We start from the raw sequence: 17,649 nt of genomic DNA, 5'->3' as shown, positions 1-17,649 counted from the left end.
AAGGAAACAAGAGGAAGAGCAAGCTGGCTCGCGGGGCGAGGGAACGCCGTCCACTTTGGGCTGTCTGCCGGGGATTGTCCACCCGGTGGCCAAGCCAACAGACTGGGAAGGTCGGGCCGCAATCTGGTACAATAACAGCAAGGTAGAGGTAGACCGTTCCTGGGGTGACGCGCCAGCTTGCTCCTCCTGGGGGGCCTTCACCGTCTGGGGGGTGTGGCTAGGGATGATCGCGCTTGTGCTCGCAAGGGAGCGAGCCGAGTGGCGAGAAGGGAGGCCAGGCAGGGCGGCCAAGAGAGACGAGAGAGGGATGGGGCGCGTCAGCCGGGGGTCAGCCAGGCGCCGCCTGCAGGCGAGAAAAGAGGGAAGATCATGGAGATTCCGACGGTCAACGTGCCCGACCAGTTCAATGCGGCCAGCGCCTTTCTTGACGCGAATCTCGCACAAGGGCGTGGTGGCAAAGTCGCCATCTATTATGAAGGTCAAACCTTTACGTATGCACAGGTGGCCGAGATGGCCAACCGTGTTGGCAACGGCTTGCTAGAACTCGGCGTCGAGATGGAGCAGCGTGTGGCCCTCCTGCTGCTCGATTCCCCCCAGTTCGCGGCCTCCTTCTTTGGAGCCATCAAGATCGGCGCGGTCCCTATTCCTATGAATACCATGCTGCGCCCCGAGGACTACGTCTACATGCTCAACGACAGCCGGGCCAGGGTTCTGCTCATCCATGCTGTCCTCTGGTCGCCGCTGCGTCAAGTGTTGTCCCAGCTGCGCTTTTTGCGTCATGTAGTCGTAGTTGGCCTGGAAGCGGGGGCCGCCGGGACGACGCTGCTGGCGGGCCGTCAGCGCGTGGTCCTGCACGATTTCGAAGGCTGGATTGCCCGTGCCTCGCCCTCGCTCAGTCCTGCTCCCACCAGCAAAGATGACAGTGCTTTCTGGCTCTACAGCTCGGGCAGCACAGGTTTCCCCAAAGGCTGTGTACATCTCCAGCACGACATGACATTTTGCCTGGAGTGTTACGCGAAACCTGTGCTAGGTATCACCAAAGACGATGTTACCTTTTCTGCGGCGAAGCTCTTCTTTGCCTATGGGCTAGGCAATGCCCTCTATTTCCCCTTTGGAGTTGGGGCCAGCACCGTGCTCTATCCCGGGCGTCCCCTGGCTGAAGACATGTTCAAGGTAGTGGAGCGTTATCGGCCCACCATCTTCTACGGCGTGCCGACGCTCTACGCCAACATGCTCAGTGTGCCCGAAGCCGAGAAGCGCTTTGACTTCTCATCGGTGCGTGTCTGCGTTTCGGCGGGTGAGTCGCTGCCGGCGGATATTTTGCGCCGTTGGGAAGAGAAATTTCAGGTACCCATTCTTGATGGGATTGGGAGCACCGAGATCTTGCACATCTTTATCAGCAACCGTCTTGGTGACATCAAACCGGGCAGCTCGGGCAAGCTTGTGCCGGGCTATGAAGCGAAGATTGTCGATGAAGAGGGGCAGCCGGTGGCGCCAGGCGAGATTGGCAACCTGCTCATTCGGGGAGACAGCATTACCGCCTACTATTGGAACAAGCATGAAAAGACCAAAGACACCATTACGGGGCACTGGATTCACACCGGCGACAAGTATTATGTAGATAGCGAGGGCTACTATTGGTACTGCGGACGTGCGGACGACATGCTCAAAGTCAGCGGTCAGTGGGTCTCGCCCGTAGAGGTCGAGAACGTTCTGATCGAGCATCCTGCCGTCCTGGAGGCGGCGGTGGTAGGAGCCTACGATAGCGACCGTCTGGTCAAGCCCAAAGCCTTTGTCGTCCTCAAGCCTGGCCAGGAGGCTTCCGAGTCCCTGGTGAGCGAGCTACAGAACTTTGTCAAGGGCCGCCTGGCGCCGTTCAAGTATCCCCGCTGGGTGGTCTTTGTCTCGGAACTCCCCAAGACAGCGACGGGCAAGATCCAGCGCTTCAAGCTGCGGGAGACAGGGGAGACTGCCCCTCTGGCGTGAGCTGACCTGAGTGAGCGCCGGAGGAGCGGCGCGGCGCGGCTTGCCCGGCGTAAGGTATTGAGGAGAAGGCCGTTGGGGGCAGGCCGGTCGGGCCTGTGCCTACCGACGGCCTGGCGTCCCTACTACCTACGGAGGAGAGAGTGCAACAGGCTTATCGTGCGCTACGTATACTGGCTGAGGCGCAGACGGTGCGCCTGATGGTGACACCTGAGCCTTGTGCGCTGCTGCTGGACGAGCTGGCGAGCGCCTGTGCGGCCCTGCAGAGTGGGGGTGCTGGCCTGACCTGCGTCATCCTCGATTTTGGGGCCTCTTCACGGCAGGCTGAGGCGGGTAGAGGCCCCATCGGGGCGGGCTGCCGTTCGGGCGTGGGAGAGGCGGCCAAGCTACGCAATGAAGCAGAGCGCGCAGCGGCGCTTGTGCGAGCCGTGCCGCAGCCGGTGCTGGCCGTGGTGCGTGAGTCGTTGTCGCAGGAGGCCTCGCTCCTGGTGCGAGCTGCCGACCTGGTCCTGGTCGCGCGTGAGGCCACTTTTGTGGTGCCGGTCAGCGGTGCGCCTGGCCCCGAACGCCTGCCTGGTGAGCAGGCTGTCCGGCTAGGCCAGGCCACCTGGTGTGCGTCGGCTCGTCAGCTTGACAGGCGGCTAGAAGAGGTGCTGGCCTTGCTGCGTCGAAGTAGCGCCACGGCCCTGCGCCAGGCGAAGGCTGCGGTACGACTGGCGCAGCGCTGGCTCCCGCCTGTCGAGGGCCTACCCTCGTCGCCGTGGCTAGAGCCAGGCAGCTTTTCCCTGCCGCTGCCCACTGAGGAGGAGGATGAAGAGGCCCGCCGTCTGCGCGAGGGCCGCGCGCGTCTGGAGGCCCTCCGCCGCGTCAACAGCTTCTATCTCAGCGAGGTGTCGCGCTCGGTGGATGCTCAGGAGGGCCTGCGCGCCTTTCTGGAGAAGCGGGCGCCGCGCTGGCAACAACAACAAGAACAACGGGAGCGCGAGAGAGCATGACCACAGAGCACCAGATTGCCCGGCAGCAGGAGCCGTCAGGGCTACGGCCCTGGGTGACGCGCGCCGTCGAGCGGGTATTAGATACGCCCTATCTCAAAGTGCGGCGCGAGGAGGTACTGCTGCCGGATGGCACCCTGATCCCTGACTACTACATTATCGAAAATCGGGGCTGGGTAGGTATCGTCCCCTTTACCTCCGATGGACGTGTCTTACTCAATCGACAGTATAAGCACGGTATTGGGCTGCAGGTGCTGGAGTTTCCCGCGGGTGCCATCGATCCTCATGAAGATGATCCTCTGCTCACGGCTCATCGCGAGCTGATGGAGGAGACGGGCTACAGTGTAGCCGCTGAGAAGATCGAGCTGCTGGCTCAGATGTACGCCAACCCCACGGGAGCCCAGACGCGCATCTGGTGGTATCTGGCGCGCGATATCGAAAAGACCGGCGAGCAGAAGGTGGACCCCCGCGAGGTCATAGAGAACCTGCTCGTCACTCCACGCGAGCTGCTCGCTCTGATCCATAGCGGACAGTTTGCCGTCCAGGGCCAGATCGCCGCCGCCTACATGGCTCTGGAACGTCTGGGTTACCTGCGTGCCTCCTTCTAGCTCGGGCAGGTGAGCGCTACTGCGAAGGGTCTGGTCGCACGACACGGGCCGGTCCCTGTCGCTCGCCATGTTGGCTGCCCGTACTGTGCCCTGCAGCAGAGTCTCTGCACGGAGCCTCTTCCCGCCACCTGGCTCGTCTGGGTTGCATCCTGGCCGGACCAGGCCCGGTCGCGCCTCACTCCTGACCTTACAAAATCTTTACAAAAGATTGCAGCTTTTCTCACCCGCCGGCGCTATGCTCTATATGCTATAACTAAGTGGATACTTCCTACCTGTTAATAGAAGGACAGGACAGGACAGGTGGGTCATGAAGATCCTGATTATAGAAGATGAAAACAACATTGCGCAGCTCATCCGCCTTTATCTGGAGCAGGCCGGCTATGAGGTAGTCATAGCCGGAGATGGGGCGGCGGGGCTGGAGCTACATGCGCGGGAGAAGCCCGATCTGGTGATTCTCGATCTGATGCTGCCGGCTCTTGATGGCATGGAGGTCTGTCGCCGCATCCGGGCCTGGGCGGATACACCCATCCTGATGCTGACGGCGCGACAAGGAGAAGAGGACCGCATTGCCGGGCTGGAGCTGGGGGCAGACGATTACCTGGTCAAGCCGTTCAGCCCGCGCGAGGTTGTCAGCCGGGTGCGAGCCATCTTACGACGCACGGCTCTGGCAGGGGCCCATCGAGCGGGGGTCCCAGGAGGAAACGGCAGCGAAGGAGGTCTGAGCGAGCAAGCTCGGCAAGGAAACGAGCGCGAGCGCGAAGAGCTGCGCTTTCCGGGCCTGGTTATCAACATCCCAGCGCGGCGGGTTGAGGTCAACGGACAGCGCGTCACCCTGACCGTCAAAGAATTCGACTTGCTGGTGGTCCTGGCCTCCTCGCCAGAGCGCGTCTTCACGCGCGAGGTTTTGCTCAACAAGGTTTGGGGTTATGACTACCTGGGAGACGGGCGCACGGTCGATGTCCATATTGGCACGCTGCGCAAAAAGATCGAAGCGGTGCCTGGGGCGCCGCGCAACATCAAAACTGTCTGGGGAGTTGGCTACAAATTCGAGCCAGAGGCGCCCGCATGAATGAACCGGCAACCAATACTGCTCACGGGCCTCCTGTTGCCCCAATGGAGCAAGTGGCCACCGGGCTACCGTCCTTGAGCCTGCGCAGCAAGCTGGTGCTCAGCTACCTGGCGGTTGCCCTGGGGGCGATCATCGTGCTTGCCATAGCCGTGATTGCGGCTGTCTACAACTACTACTACACAGCCCAGATTCGGCAATTGCAGGATGCTGCTCAGAGCTATGCTCGTGGCATCGAAGACTTCTACACCTACCAGCTCGGCGGGCACTGGGGTCCTTTTTCGTTGCGTTTCCCTGTGCCCTCCCTCCTGGTGATCGTTGACCGGAATGGCCATCAGCTTCTCTGCAATCCACCGGCTGGCTTTGATAGCCAGTTCTGCTCTGAGGCGGCCATCACGCAGTCGGCGGCCCAGGCTCTGCAGGGCAATGAGGTTGATGGACATCTGGAGAGCAGTGGTTTCAAGGGCCTGTACGTCAGTGTGCCGCTCTACGACCAGAGCAGCGGCGGCCATCAGCTCATTGGGGCCTTGCTGATTGCCCAGCCAGAAGCCTCGCCGCAGCGCTTCCTCAGCAATGTGACGCAGGCGATCCTGCTGGCTGGCCTCCTCATCGGCGTTGCCGTAATCGTCTTCAGCCTGCTGCTGGCGCGTCGTTTAACCCGACCGCTGGAGTCACTGACCGCCGCCGTGGAGCGCATGAAGGAGGGCGACTATTCGCAGCGCGTAGACCCGCCTTCGGCTCAGGATGAGCTGGGGCGTCTGGCCCAGACCTTCAATGCTATGGCCGATCGTATCGAGGCCGATGTGGCCGAACTGCGCCGCCAGGACCAGATTCGGCGCGATATGATTGCCAACATCGCTCATGATCTGGCCACGCCCCTGACAGCTATTCAGGGCTTCAGCGAGGCCCTGGCCGACGAGGTGATTCAGGAGCCAGGAGCGCGCAAGGAGACAGCCCAGCTCATCGCGCGCGAAGTTCAGCGCCTGCGTCGCCTGGTGGCTGATATCCAGCATATGACCTTGCTGGAGTCGGGACGGGCCCGGCTCGATCTGGCTCCGCTCGATCTGGCCGTGCTTGTCGATGAGACGCTGACGGTCATCGAACCGGAGTGCGCGCAGGCCGGCATTACCCTGCGGAACACCATTGACCCACGGATGCCGCCGGTCCTGGCCGATAGCGACCGCGTTACCCAGGTGCTGCTCAATCTCATCGATAATGCGCGTCGCCATACGCCTGCCGGAGGAACCATCACGGTGGGAGCCAGGCACCTGGGGCGCATGCTGGAGGTCTGGATACGCGATACGGGCGTGGGGATTGATCCGATCGATCTCCCTCACATCTTTGAGCGCTTCTATCGCGCCGATCGGGCCCGCAGCGGGGGACGTGGTGGGAGTGGCCTGGGCTTGACCATTGTGAAAGCCATTGTGACCGCCCACGGCGGAACAGTGGCCGCCGAAAGCGTGCCTGGTAAGGGGACCTGTATTCGCTTTACCTTACCGCTGGCCCCCAACCACGAGGCGCCGGGGAGTCCTGCCGGGTCGAAGCTGTGGCGTGATCGCCGGGAGAAAAGTGGGAAGCTTTTACCCCCCGCGCGAGGATATAATACATAGAAGAGCCACCAGGACCCACCGCCGTATGGCGACGACGGATAGCGGTGGTGCTTCGTCAACTGCTGACAGCAAACTCGATCAAGAACGCTTACGGGAAACAGGCCTCTTGCGACGGCCAAACGCTTCCGGACTGCCATCCGCTCCTCGTTGGGGCTGACACCCTCACTGCGAGCAAGGAGACTGGTGGCAGGCGGAAGAAAATCAGTATGCTTTCTTGAGGCCGAGAGCGTCAGAGGCAGTGAAAGCAGAGCAGAAAGGAGCGCCTCACTCATGGCGATCGATCCGAGCGTGATTGGCAAGACCGCAGCCCCCCAGACCTTCGAAGTCACGGAGGAGGCGGTGCGGCGCTTTATGGAGGCGACCGGCGATCCCGCGCTGGAGCGGCAGACACCGCTCGTCTATGCTCCTCCTACTTTCCCGACGACGTTCCGCGTCCGCCCTCCAGAGCTGCAGATCGATCCCTCGCGAATGCAGCTGCTGCATGGCGAGCAGAGCTATAGCTATCAGCGCCGCCTGCGCATCGGGGAGCAGGTGACCTGCGTGGCCCGTGTGGCCGATGTGCGTGAGCGCAGTGGGCGCTCCGGTCCCATGACCTTTGTGATTCTGGAGACCGAAGGACGCGACGCGAATGGCCAGCTGCTCTTTACGGCAGAAGGCACCTTGATTGTGCGTGCGAAAAAGCCCGACTAACCGTTGACAAATCCGAGGGGTCAGTATACAATACAATGCGGAATCTATGAGAGATGCCCTCGTGGCGGAATGGTATACGCAGCAGGTTGAGGGCCTGTGCCCGTAAGGGCGTGGTGGTTCGAGTCCACTCGAGGGCACCCTCATGAGCGCTGCTCATATCCGCCTGGCGAGCGGCACGGGATTGAGCGGCGTCGCTCGCCAGCGGATGCTGAGTTTAGCTTCCTTCTCTCCTCTTCTCTTCTTTCTTTGCTGCTGAAATAGCAAGCACAACGATGCCCTCGTGGCGGAATGGTATACGCAGCAGGTTGAGGGCCTGTGCCCGTAAGGGCGTGGTGGTTCGAGTCCACTCGAGGGCACCGCTTTGATGGTGGTTGGAAGAGGCGGCCAGGCCATAGCGGTCCGCCTCTTCCGTCTTGCTTACCGGCTCAGCCTGGTAAGATGGATCACATGGGCGACTAGCTCAGTTGGGTAGAGCGGCTGCTTTACACGCAGTAGGTCAGGGGTTCGAGTCCCTTGTCGCCCACTCCCTTTCCTCTCCTATTGGCCTTCCTCTCTTGTTCCTTCTCTCCCCGATGCTCATGAGCGTGCCGCGCTGCTATCGCCCGCCTGCTACCCAGGGGTATGAGCGAGGCAATCGGTCTATCTAGGCCCGTTTGAGCGCAAAAGCGGCCCGGGCTGTTTGGGTCGCTGTCACCAGAGCGAGCGCAGCTCTCTAAGCGCGAGGAGCTGTTAGCGTGCTACATTGTCAGGTGAGCAAGCGGGCGCTATCATTCATCATAGCAGCGCAGGCAAGCGGAGCCGCGTCCGTAACTGTCCTGTCAGCGATGTCAGCCGCAGCCGGTCCAGCTCTCCGGTGTGGGGCTTCCTTGTCCGGGGGAGGCTTGTCCCTGGCTGTCTTTGCCGGGGCCAGGCTACTCCTGCTCGGCGAGGTGCCAGGAGCAGGCGAGCCAGTGGCTGGCTGATGAGGGCTTCCGCTGGCAGAGAGAAGCAACTGAGCAAAGTTGCTCAAGACAAAGGAGGCGAAACGTGAGTATCACGCATGGTGGCTGGCTGGTTGCCAAGATCCTCAAGCGCGAGGGCGTCGAAGTGGTCTTCACACTGAGCGGGGGGCACATCGCGGCCATCTACGATGGCTGTCTCCGTGAGGGCATTCGCGTCGTCGACACCCGACATGAGCAAGCGGCAGTTCACGCTGCTGAGGGCTGGGCCAAGTGTACGCGCCGGCCAGGAGTAGCCTTGTTAACTGCCGGTCCAGGGGTCACCGATGGAGTGACCGGGGTAGCCAACGCCTATCTGGCGGGCAGCCCGGTGCTGGTCATCGGCGGAGCGGCGCCGCTGGGCCTGTGGGATCGGGGCGCCTTGCAAGAGATGAACCAGATCGATCTACTGCGCCCCATCACCAAATGGGCGCGCACCGTCCACGAGACCGGGCGTATTCCCGAGTATGTGGCTGCCGCCTTTCGCCAGATGCTCAACGGCAAGCCTGGCCCCGTCTTTCTTGAAATCCCGATGGATATTCTCAACAACCTGGCCGACACCGACAACGCCACAGACCCCGGCGAGCCGACCAGCTACCGCCCGGCGGGACCCGTGCAGCCGACGCCGGACCAGGTAGAGAAGGCTGCCGCTCTCCTGGAGCAGGCTGAGCGCCCAGTCATTATGGCGGGAAGCGCTGTCTGGTGGTGCGATGGCGCCGAAGCCTTGCGTGAGCTGGCCGAACGCATTCAGGCCCCGGTCTATCTCAATGGAGCCGGACGGGGATGCCTGCCTCCCACTCATCCCCTCTTCTTCAGCGCCTCCCGACGCAAGGCCCTGGAGGGCGCCGACACAATCCTCGCCATTGGGACGCGCATGGACTTCCGTCTCAATCATGGACGACCGCCGCTCATACCAGCCGAGGCACGCCTGATCTGGTTCGATCTGGCGGGCGAAGATATCGGGGTCAACCGCGGGGCCGAGGTGGGACTGGTGGGCGATGTCGGCCTCGCCATGCACCAGGTGGCGGCGGCTTGCAAACCATATAGCGGTGAGCGCGCCTGGCTCCGCTTCATTCGTGAGGCAGAAGCCAAAGCCTGGGAGCGCGACGCGGCAGCTCTCAACTCCGATGCGGTGCCCATCCATCCGATGCGCCTCTGTAAGGAGATTCGCGACTTCATCGACGAGGAGACCACCGTTATCGGCGATGGAGGCGACATTGTCAGCTATGGCGGACGGGTGATCAATGTCTATCGCCCTGGCTATTGGCTGGATGCCGGTCCAATGGGAACGCTCGGCACCGGCACCGGCTTCGCTATGGCAGCCCAACTGGCGCGCCCTGGCAAGCGCGTCCTGATTCTGCATGGCGACGGAGCTTTCGGCCTGAATGGGATGGAGTTTGAGAGCATGGTGCGCCAGAAGCTGCCAGTGGTTTCGGTGATCGGCAACGATGGAGCCTGGGGCCAGATCAAGCATCCCCAGAAGGCCCTCATTGGTCACGCCACAGCGGCAGAGCTGGCACCGGGTATCCGCTACGATAAGATGGTGGAGGCGCTGGGCGGCTATGGCGAGCTGGTAGAGCGCCCCGAGGAGATTCGCCCGGCCTTAGAGCGGGCCTTTGCCTCTGGCTTGCCGGCCTGCATCAATGTGCTGATTGACCCCGACAAGCCCTACAGTCGTTCCACCAATGTAGCGGTCTAGCTGACCTCATGGCCTCTCTGATCGCACTGGTTGCTTAGCTTAGCTTAGCTTAGCTTGAGCGCTGGCGCTGGCCTGGCTCCTGGCAAAACAATATGAAGGAAGCGACGGGGACGACGCCGGTCGAACGTTGACCAAACCGGCGCCATCCCCGTCGCTCTGCGTCGTGCTGAGGAGGCGGACGCTGCCCAGACCCTGGCTGGCTGAAGGCGATCCTGTCCATACACCCCTTTCGCGTTGGGGAAGGACCAGCCAGCACGCCAGGCGAGCGCGCCGCGCCTGTGAAAGATACTCCTCGTGTTGTGAGCGCTCTGTTTGGGAGACGGACGAATCCGAATTCTTGCTTCTCTCGGACGGGCCTCTACCTCTTGCGGGCCGGCTGCTCAAATTGCCTGCGCTGCGGCGCGGCTAGCTGCCCAGACCCGCGGTAGGGTCTCCAGGTCCTCTCTTATGGCTATGCTATGCAGCCTATCGCGCTGCCGGTCGAGCTAAGTGAGGCGTTGACCCAGGCTAGACTAGGGCTGGCAGGACCATTCACGCCAGCTGAACCCGTCACGGGCAAAGACCTCATAAGCAGCACGGATGTTAGCCGCTGCATTGTAGGGCGAGTAGGCCGCCTGCGAGGTGGTGGCCCAGGTGCTCGGCAGGAACTGGAAGATACCTGCCGCTCCCGATGAGCTGTTGGTCGCATACGGGTTCAGGCTCGACTCACACTGGGCGACGCTCAGAGCCTGCGCCCCATAGGAACCGAAGACCTGGTAGATCATCTGCGGAATCGAGCCACTCACGCTCTGAGAGGCAGTCGAGGCCGCGCTGCTCTGAGCTGGCTGGCTCTGGACACTCACCGGGGTCGCGCTGCTGTTCCCCTGACCAGGAGTGCATACTTGCTGCCCCGGGAAAATCAGGTTGGGGTTGGCAATGTGATTATAGGAAGCCAGCGTCTCCCAGCTGGTCCCGTAACGCTGGGCGATGCCACTCAAGGTGTCGCCCGAGACGACAGTATAGCAGCCACTGGCAGCCTGAGCATGGGCCCCCTGGCCGCTCAAGGTAAACAGGGCCCCGGCCAGCGCCAGGGCCAGCATGAGGCTGGCGGCAAACTTCTTGAAGAGACGACCTCCCTTATTCTGCTGTTCGCACTTACGAATGTCCGTATGTAGTAACTGCATGGAACCCCTTCTGACTAAACCTACAAGTCTCCCCAAACAGCGGCCTCCGACAGGCAAGATAGCTGTGGTGACCGATCACCCTCGCGCTTGGCCCCCCACCAGGGTGAGCCGAAGAAGCTAAGCAGATCGGCCAGCTCAGCAACCCGCCAGAAGCTCTGGCGTTCCCACAAGCCGCAAAGATGCTCCCTGTGAGCGGCAACCGAGCGGCGCGGGAACACGCATATGATAGCATGAGCTAAATTGGAACATGCAAATACTCTTTGAAACATAGCCAAAACTGGCTATTGTAGCGCTAAAGCAAGCATGCGCAAGAATGATAGGGAGACTATAGATGATGGGCCGACTATTTATGCAGAAGCCAAGGAGCAAGAAAAACCTGGATTATCAACGAGCGGGGAGGGGGGAGCGTTTCAGGCGTGCGGGGTTGGTTGAGAGCCTGGGGGAGGGAAGGCAGCTCAGGAAGCCAGGCTCTGGCTCTCGCGCTTGCGCAGGTCACAGATAGGCGCGGGCCTCGGTCGCTTTGAAACTGGCGTAGATCTGGCGGCCCTCGTGCAGGGCCAGGCGCTGGAGCGACTCTTCCGTGATCTCGGCGGTAAGTGGGGGGAGGGTGGGATCGATCTCGATGCTCACGCGCACGCGCCCATCGTGAGCTGAGCTATGGCCGGCGCTCAGTGGTAAGATCTGGACGATCTCGCCAGCGAAGACATTGCGGGCCGAGCCTTCGGGCGGCGCGGGGTAGAGCGTAATGCTGCGGGGGTCGATGACCACGCAGGCCTCCGGTCCGCTGCCAGGGTCCGCCGCCGCGTCCTCGTCCAGGGTAGCGCTCACCAGCAAGGGTCGGCTGCTGCCGCTGATGGCCAGCGTACAGAGAGTGGTGGCCTCGCGGGCCACCACTTGCCCGCGCCAGAAATTCAGTCCCACCAGCTCAGCGATATAGGCTGAGCGCGGACGCTCCAACAGCTCGCGCCGACTGCCCTGCTGGATCACCTGGCCGTTGTCAAGGACCACAATTTGATCGCCGAAGAGCAGGGCCTCCAGGTGGTTATGGGTCACAAAGATGGTTGTAATCCCGATCTCGCCCAGCAGGCGGCGCAGTTCCTGGCGCACCTCGCGCTGAGTTTGCACATCCAGAGCGGCCAGCGGTTCATCGAGCAAGAGCAGGCGGGGCTGCAGCACGAGGGCGCGGGCCAGCGCAACGCGCTGTTGCTGTCCGCCCGAGAGCTGGGCTGGACGGCGCGCGGCCAGGCCGCTGAGGCGCATCTGCTCGATGGCGGCCTCCGTACGCCGGCGCACTTCCTGACCAGGCAGGCCCTGGGCTCGCAGCCCGAAGGCGATGTTTTCGAAGACCGTCAGGTGTGGGAAGAGCAGGTAATCCTGGAAGACGTAGCCAATGGGCCGCTCCTGGGGAGGGAGAAAAATAGCACGCTCACTATCGAAGTAGCAGACGCCGTCAAGAAGCATCTGCCCGCGTGTGGGGCGCAACAGGCCGGCCAGCAGGCGCAGCACCGTCGATTTGCCGGCCCCGCTCTCGCCGAGTAAGACAGTGGTGCGACCAGCCTCCGCGTGCAGTGTGAGCTGGAGGTGAAAGTGGCTCCCTTGCTCTGATGGCGAACGCCGGCCAGGCTGGCCCGCGAGATCAGCCTCAAACGTAGCAGTCAACATAGCTGTTGCTAGTATAGGCGAAGGTCTGCTCTTCTGCAAGCGTTCAGAAGCCTGGTTCTCGGCTCGCTGTGGCGGAGAAAGAGGGGCCAGCTGGTTGCCTGCCATGCCTCTAGCCAGGAGCATCATCAGAAGATGAAGGTGATATGATGAACAATACTAACTTTCTCCTGGTTCAGCGAAGAAAATCGATAGAATGGCCCTATTGTAATAAGAAGATGAGCCGATACTAAAAAGTAGAGAGGGGGAGCGTCCGAAGTGTCCGGTGAGCCGCTGCCACTTCTCTCCTCTCCTCAGCCTGTGCCTCCCGTCTCTCTCGACCAGCCCGAACCGATCCGATCCCCGGGACGCTCCCCTCGCTCTCAACGGGAAGGGGCCATACGACCCCTTCCCGCTTTTTTCTGATCAGGGATGATCGCCAGGCCAATATTTGATGGGTTTGGGATAGCCCAGCTCTTCCGGTGAGACCTGAAGCACCTGGCAGACCAGCCAGAGGTGAGGTACTACCCGGGGACATTGCTCCCCCCGCTCCCAGCGGGCCACCGTGCTGACATCTGGCGCCTTCCAGCCCTGGCTGCCTTCGCTGGCGAGCTTGTCCATTTGGTCGACAAGCTTTTCGCGTGTGAGGCCGCGCTCCTTGCGTTTCTGCTTCAACCTTTGTCCAAAGAGCTTGATCGCTGCGGTGTCTTCTATCTTTTCCTCCTGTATGGAGGTGATAATTGTGTAAATACATAAATATGCTGAATAGCTGTATTGAAAGAAAAGTACCGCCCTGGGCTGAAATTGATCTGAACGTATGTTCGGACTCGATGTCATGTGCTCCTCTCCGACAACAATGCTATTCACATTGTGAGTTGCATTGTTGTCACATGAAAACGACAAGTAAAAGCCTGGATGGGAGAATCCTATAGCAGACGGAGGGTTTTTTACAGTGCGTTTTCAAGCGGCGGTTCGATGGTGAACAAAAGAGCGAGAAGCAATCTTTTTATTAGTGTGGTCACGGCTCTGCGCTTCTGGCTTCAATGGCCTTCTGGGAGCGAGCTTCTCAACTTATTATGGAGCGATATTTTGGCTGTAATTAGATGGAGGAAGCAGGCGTTAGGAGAAAGGTACCGGCGAAGAGAGTCAGAGGGGGGAGGGAGCGAGGAGGAGCAGCCGCTGGGGTGGTTGACCGGCAGAGGCAGGTGACAGTTTCGATTTTGCTGAGCTTCACATGGCTCATATGAGCTACCTCACAGAGGTTCTTGCCGAGCCATGTTATGCTAATCCTGCAGCGGGGACGAGCGCAGTCCCTTACACGAGGAGAAAGCCCATGCTGAACCGCTTTCGTCTGTCCAAGCGGCCCAGAGACTCGAAGCAATCATTCTGGTTTCATCGTCAGCGAAGCACCATCTTGCGTACCGTTGTGTTCTTCCTCTGTCTCAGCCTGGCGGCCTGTGCCTCTCCTTTGGGAGGAGGGAATCAGGCCACGCCGACCGCTGGAGCTGGGACTCCTGGAGCGGGGAATGTCACTCCCACCGCCTCGCCAGTTGTCCTTCTTGGTCCCCGACCCTGTCCCACGGCGGTCCAGTCGTCTGCCTACTGGAGTGGTATTGTGCATGCCGTTGCTGGTGTCACCAGTGTGGCGCGTGTTCAATGTGGCAACCTCATGGGCACGCCGGCCTTGCAGGCCCTGGTTACCGTGGCTCATCAGGGAGGGCATGCGGTAGACGTCCACGTCTACACCAACATCACCAATCCCAACCCCCAGCAGATCTTTCAACTGCTCAACCTCTATGACGGCGATGCTGTCATCAGCGGCTACAACACTGTTCTTACAGCTGAAGTTGATCAGAACTCGGTCCTCAACCGGGGGCGCAGCCCTGCCAACTACCAGCGTGACCTCTTCCGAGAATTCAAGTGGTCGGATGCTCAACAAACCCTGGTCCAGATTGTCTTTCCGGGCCTCTTTCCCGATCTGACGCGCTATCAGGCCGAAGCGGATCAGGCGGCGGTCAACCAGGGGCATGATCCCTGGAAGCTCGACGCCCTCAAAGTGGCTCAGGCGCTGGCTGCCTCATCAACCCTCTTCAACTGGGGAGCGGACGCCCCGGCTCACCTCATCAGTGGCGGGGGCCAGCACGATCTCAACGCCGTCGTCGAGGTCAAGAGTCCCCATCCTGGCGGTGGCACCATCCGCGTCAGCATGAGCCGGCTGGAATCCAATACCAACGGGGGCATCTGGGAAGTGACCGAGGTCAGCAGCCCTACACTCTCTATCAGCACTCCTGCGGCCCTGGCCCGGCTGCACAGTCCCACGACCGTCACGGGGAAGGGGAACGCCTTTGAGGGCATCATTGGCAGCCTGCGTCTGCTAGACCACCTCTACAACCAGGTTGGTCAGGCCCAGGTGCGCGGCGCCAGCGGCAATGGCTCTACGACCTTCTCGACCAGCCTCACCTACACGACCGATTTCAGCGCTGGGGCGCAAGAGGGCCTGCTGATGCTCTTCACACCGAGCCAGGCCGACGGCTCGATTGCCACCGGTACTTTGCTCAAAGTGCTGCTCACCTGAAAAAAGGACACTCATCACTGACCAGCAGAGAGGAGCGACGACGCCTGGAGCCTGCAACCAGCGGCCTCCGGAGGCCCTGCTCCTCTCCTGGTCCGGTTCGACCCCGCTCCGGCCCTTGAGCGCCTTCCGCTGCTTCCTGCTCACTTTCTGAGAGAGAGCCTTCCCCTCCTTCCAGCTCTTTGTTCCCTGGTAGCAACAGATTCTGCTCTTGGGGGGAATAAAACTGGCCACCTTGACCGTTACTAATAAGAGAAGAGACTTTGTTGAGTATGTCGCTCAACAAAATCAAAAATATTTCAGGCAGCAACACGGAGGAGATTGATGGCAGAAAACAAAGGCTATGCCCATCCTGAAGTCCTGGTAGATGCTGACTGGGTTGAGGCACATCTCAACGATCCCAAAGTGCGTCTCATTGAAGTAGATGTTGACACCACTGCTTATGAGCAGGGTCATATTCCTGGGGCCATTGGCTTCAACTGGCAGAAGGAGCTACAGGACCAGGTGGTTCGTGCTCCTATCAGCAAGGAGCAGCTAGAAGAGCTGCTCAGCCGGTCGGGGGTCAGCAATGACACCACCGTTGTTCTTTATGGAGACAACAACAACTGGTTTGCCGCCTGGGCTTTCTGGCTGCTCAAATACTACGGCCATCAAGATGTGCGTCTGCTTGACGGAGGGCGAGCCAAGTGGGTAGCTGACAAGCGGCCCCTGACCACCGAGGTGCCGAGCTACCCGCGTACTGAGTATCGAGCTGAGGAGCCGCATCGCGAAGTTCGAGCGTTTCGCGACGAAGTCCTGAGCAAGCTGGGGAACAGCCAGGTTGCCCTGGTTGACGTGCGTTCGCCAGGTGAATACAAAGGTGAGCTGCTGGCGCCGCCCAACCTGCCGCAAGAAGGGGCCCAGCGAGGTGGCCACATTCCGGGCGCCAAAAACGTTCCCTGGGCCAGCGCCGTGCGCGAGGATGGAACCTTCAAGTCGGCGGATGAGCTGCGCACCATCTACGAAGGTCAGGGGATCACCGGTGACAAAGAGGTGATTGCTTACTGCCGCATTGGCGAGCGTAGCAGTCACACCTGGTTTGCCCTCCGCTACCTGCTGGGCTATCCCAACGTGCGCAACTACGATGGCTCCTGGACCGAGTGGGGCAGCCTGATCGGCGTGCCCATCGAAAAGTAAAGCCAGACAAACTGCTAACACACGTCCCTCCTGTATCCAGAGCCGGGACCGTGGGGCCGTCGCAGCGAGGCGGCGGCCCCACGGTCCTATTTTTTTCTCCTATCCCCGCGCCCTCAGCTCCGTCGCTTCCCCTTTTCCCCGATTGCGAGAAAAAGTCTTTCCATTCACTTATTGTTGCATCTGTCATCATAGCAATGAAGAGGAGGGGCGGCGGGAACGGGCCCGGCGCAGCCGGTCGGTGAGGACTGGTGCAAGTGTTTGACAGCCTGGACATGCTGTGCTACCATACAAACTGAAGTAGTGTATAAATGACACCAGGTACCAGCGCCGGTACCCGTAACAACGCACAGAGTATTTACCGGAAATAAAGGATATCCACGATGGGCGATCCTCTCCCCATTTTTCTCATGGTGGCGCTGGCGCTCCTCTTCGGCCTGCTGGTCATGGTGGCTACGGCGATTTTGGGGCCGAAGAAGCCGACACCGGAGAAGCTGGCGCCCTATGAATGCGGCATACAGGAGATTCAGGCGCCGAAGCGGCGCTTTCCTGTCAAATATCTCCTGACAGGGATGCTTTTTATTGCCTTTGATATTGAAATTGTCTCATTGTATCCCCTGGCCGTCCTCCTGAAGGATCAGCTGAAGACCTTGGGGCTGATCGAGCTGCTTATCTTCTTCGTGATCCTGATGATCGGCTACGTTTATGTCTGGCGAAAAGGGGCATTCACATGGGAGTAACCAATCCCTGGGAACCGGTACAGACCTTTTCCAACACGCAGACGCCGCGTCGTCCGCGCCAGGTGCCGATGCGCACTGGTGAATTTGGCATCTTGACGACGCAAGTCAGCAAGCTTATCGAGTGGGGGCGAAGCTCATCGCTCTGGCCGGCGCTCTTTGGTCTGGCCTGTTGTGCTATTGAGATGATGGCCACCAGTGCCGACCGTTTTGACATTGCGCGTTTTGGGGCAGAGGTCTATCGGGCCTCGCCGCGCCAGGCCGACCTGATGATTGTAGCAGGCCGCTGCTCGATCAAGATGGCCCCTGTGCTGCGCCAGATCTATGATCAGATGCCCGAGCCGAAGTGGGTTATTGCGATGGGGGCCTGTGCTTCCTGTGGCGGCGTCTTCAACAACTATGCTATTGTCCAGGGTGTGGATAAGATCGTCCCGGTCGATGTCTACATCCCGGGCTGTCCGCCCACGCCCGATATGCTCCTCTATGGTTTTAACGAGCTGCAGCGTAAGATTCGCGAAGGCATCCCGAATCCGCCCGACCCGCTCAAGGAGAGCGGTCTGAAACTGCTTGGCCCCAGCGAGGAGCGGCCAGGCTGAGAGCAGGGAGCCGCTCCTCGCTGGTTCGTTCTTCACGTACTGCTTGCCCGTCGGGTTAGAATCGGGTGGCCGCTGGGAGAGAGGGCGGGCGGGCGGGCAGGCGAGCAAGAGGAGAGAGAGCGAGGCGCGCAGAGCGGGAAGGGTG

14 protein-coding genes and 3 tRNA genes are annotated in these 17,649 nt (G+C 60.8%); 14 read left to right on the top strand and 3 right to left on the bottom strand.

Annotated features, from left to right (window positions below):
• Positions 1 to 369 precede the first annotated feature (369 nt).
• The 10 genes from N688_RS18205 (at position 370) to N688_RS18160 (ending at position 9,625) form a co-directional block, all read left to right on the top strand.
• The gene (locus N688_RS18205) at positions 370 to 1,986 is read left to right on the top strand and encodes a benzoate-CoA ligase family protein (protein WP_052890615.1); all 1,617 of its coding nucleotides are present in this window, start codon (positions 370 to 372) and stop codon (positions 1,984 to 1,986) included.
• Positions 1,987 to 2,126: 140 nt separating this feature from the next.
• Complete coding sequence (locus N688_RS18200; protein ID WP_052890614.1) at positions 2,127 to 2,978, top strand: Clp protease/crotonase-like domain-containing protein; 852 nt, start codon at positions 2,127 to 2,129, stop codon at positions 2,976 to 2,978.
• Positions 2,975 to 3,583 carry an NUDIX hydrolase gene (locus N688_RS18195; protein WP_052890613.1) on the top strand — a complete coding sequence of 203 codons (609 nt, stop codon included), beginning with the start codon at positions 2,975 to 2,977 and terminating at the stop codon, positions 3,581 to 3,583. Before N688_RS18200 ends, N688_RS18195 begins: the two co-directional genes overlap by 4 nt.
• Positions 3,584 to 3,890: 307 nt before the next feature.
• Entirely contained in the window at positions 3,891 to 4,652 is a 762-nt protein-coding gene (locus N688_RS18190; protein ID WP_052890612.1) for a response regulator transcription factor, read from the top strand.
• Positions 4,649 to 6,259, top strand: a complete 1,611-nt coding sequence (locus N688_RS18185) for a sensor histidine kinase (protein WP_052890611.1) — start codon at positions 4,649 to 4,651, stop codon at positions 6,257 to 6,259. The genes N688_RS18190 and N688_RS18185 overlap by 4 nt, the downstream gene beginning before the upstream one ends.
• A 270-nt stretch (positions 6,260 to 6,529) precedes the next feature.
• Positions 6,530 to 6,949: an FAS1-like dehydratase domain-containing protein gene (locus tag N688_RS18180; RefSeq protein ID WP_052890610.1), complete on the top strand. Its 420-nt coding sequence runs from the start codon at positions 6,530 to 6,532 to the stop codon at positions 6,947 to 6,949.
• Positions 6,950 to 7,004: 55 nt separating this feature from the next.
• Positions 7,005 to 7,086, top strand: a tRNA-Leu gene (locus N688_RS18175).
• A 137-nt stretch (positions 7,087 to 7,223) separates the two neighbouring features.
• Positions 7,224 to 7,305: transfer RNA gene (locus N688_RS18170), tRNA-Leu, on the top strand.
• Between the two features lie 93 nt (positions 7,306 to 7,398).
• Positions 7,399 to 7,472 (top strand) — tRNA-Val (locus N688_RS18165).
• A gap of 503 nt (positions 7,473 to 7,975) precedes the next feature.
• Positions 7,976 to 9,625 (top strand): acetolactate synthase, encoded by a 1,650-nt coding sequence (locus N688_RS18160; RefSeq protein WP_052890609.1) that lies wholly within the window; start codon positions 7,976 to 7,978, stop codon positions 9,623 to 9,625.
• A 512-nt stretch (positions 9,626 to 10,137) separates the two neighbouring features.
• On the opposite strand, the gene N688_RS18155 is transcribed toward N688_RS18160, so the two are convergent.
• The 3 genes from N688_RS18155 to N688_RS23010 all read right to left on the bottom strand — a co-directional run bounded on the left by N688_RS18155 (position 10,138) and on the right by N688_RS23010 (position 13,263).
• Positions 10,138 to 10,788, bottom strand: a complete 651-nt coding sequence (locus N688_RS18155) for a LysM peptidoglycan-binding domain-containing protein (RefSeq protein ID WP_052890608.1) — start codon at positions 10,786 to 10,788, stop codon at positions 10,138 to 10,140.
• A gap of 492 nt (positions 10,789 to 11,280) precedes the next feature.
• Positions 11,281 to 12,450 carry an ABC transporter ATP-binding protein gene (locus N688_RS18150; protein ID WP_052890607.1) on the bottom strand — a complete coding sequence of 390 codons (1,170 nt, stop codon included), beginning with the start codon at positions 12,448 to 12,450 and terminating at the stop codon, positions 11,281 to 11,283.
• A 402-nt stretch (positions 12,451 to 12,852) separates the two neighbouring features.
• Positions 12,853 to 13,263, bottom strand: coding sequence for a helix-turn-helix domain-containing protein (locus N688_RS23010; RefSeq protein ID WP_156025505.1), 411 nt, complete (start codon positions 13,261 to 13,263; stop codon positions 12,853 to 12,855).
• Between the two features lie 577 nt (positions 13,264 to 13,840).
• Here N688_RS23010 and N688_RS18140 point away from each other — a divergent pair.
• The 4 genes from N688_RS18140 (at position 13,841) to N688_RS18125 (ending at position 17,504) form a co-directional block, all read left to right on the top strand.
• Positions 13,841 to 15,001, top strand: a complete 1,161-nt coding sequence (locus tag N688_RS18140) for a Gmad2 immunoglobulin-like domain-containing protein (RefSeq protein WP_162179588.1) — start codon at positions 13,841 to 13,843, stop codon at positions 14,999 to 15,001.
• A 321-nt stretch (positions 15,002 to 15,322) separates the two neighbouring features.
• Positions 15,323 to 16,174, top strand: coding sequence for a sulfurtransferase (locus N688_RS18135; protein WP_052890604.1), 852 nt, complete (start codon positions 15,323 to 15,325; stop codon positions 16,172 to 16,174).
• 380 nt (positions 16,175 to 16,554) lie between these two features.
• Positions 16,555 to 16,911 carry an NADH-quinone oxidoreductase subunit A gene (locus N688_RS18130; protein WP_052890603.1) on the top strand — a complete coding sequence of 119 codons (357 nt, stop codon included), beginning with the start codon at positions 16,555 to 16,557 and terminating at the stop codon, positions 16,909 to 16,911.
• Between the two features lie 68 nt (positions 16,912 to 16,979).
• Positions 16,980 to 17,504 carry an NADH-quinone oxidoreductase subunit B gene (locus N688_RS18125; protein WP_052891548.1) on the top strand — a complete coding sequence of 175 codons (525 nt, stop codon included), beginning with the start codon at positions 16,980 to 16,982 and terminating at the stop codon, positions 17,502 to 17,504.
• Positions 17,505 to 17,649: the final 145 nt, after the last annotated feature.

It is taken from the genome of Thermogemmatispora carboxidivorans (assembly GCF_000702505.1).
Lineage (GTDB): Bacteria > Chloroflexota > Ktedonobacteria > Ktedonobacterales > Ktedonobacteraceae > Thermogemmatispora > Thermogemmatispora carboxidivorans.
Note: the sequence above shows the minus strand (reverse complement) of the source record. Positions and strands in the feature narration are given on the sequence as shown.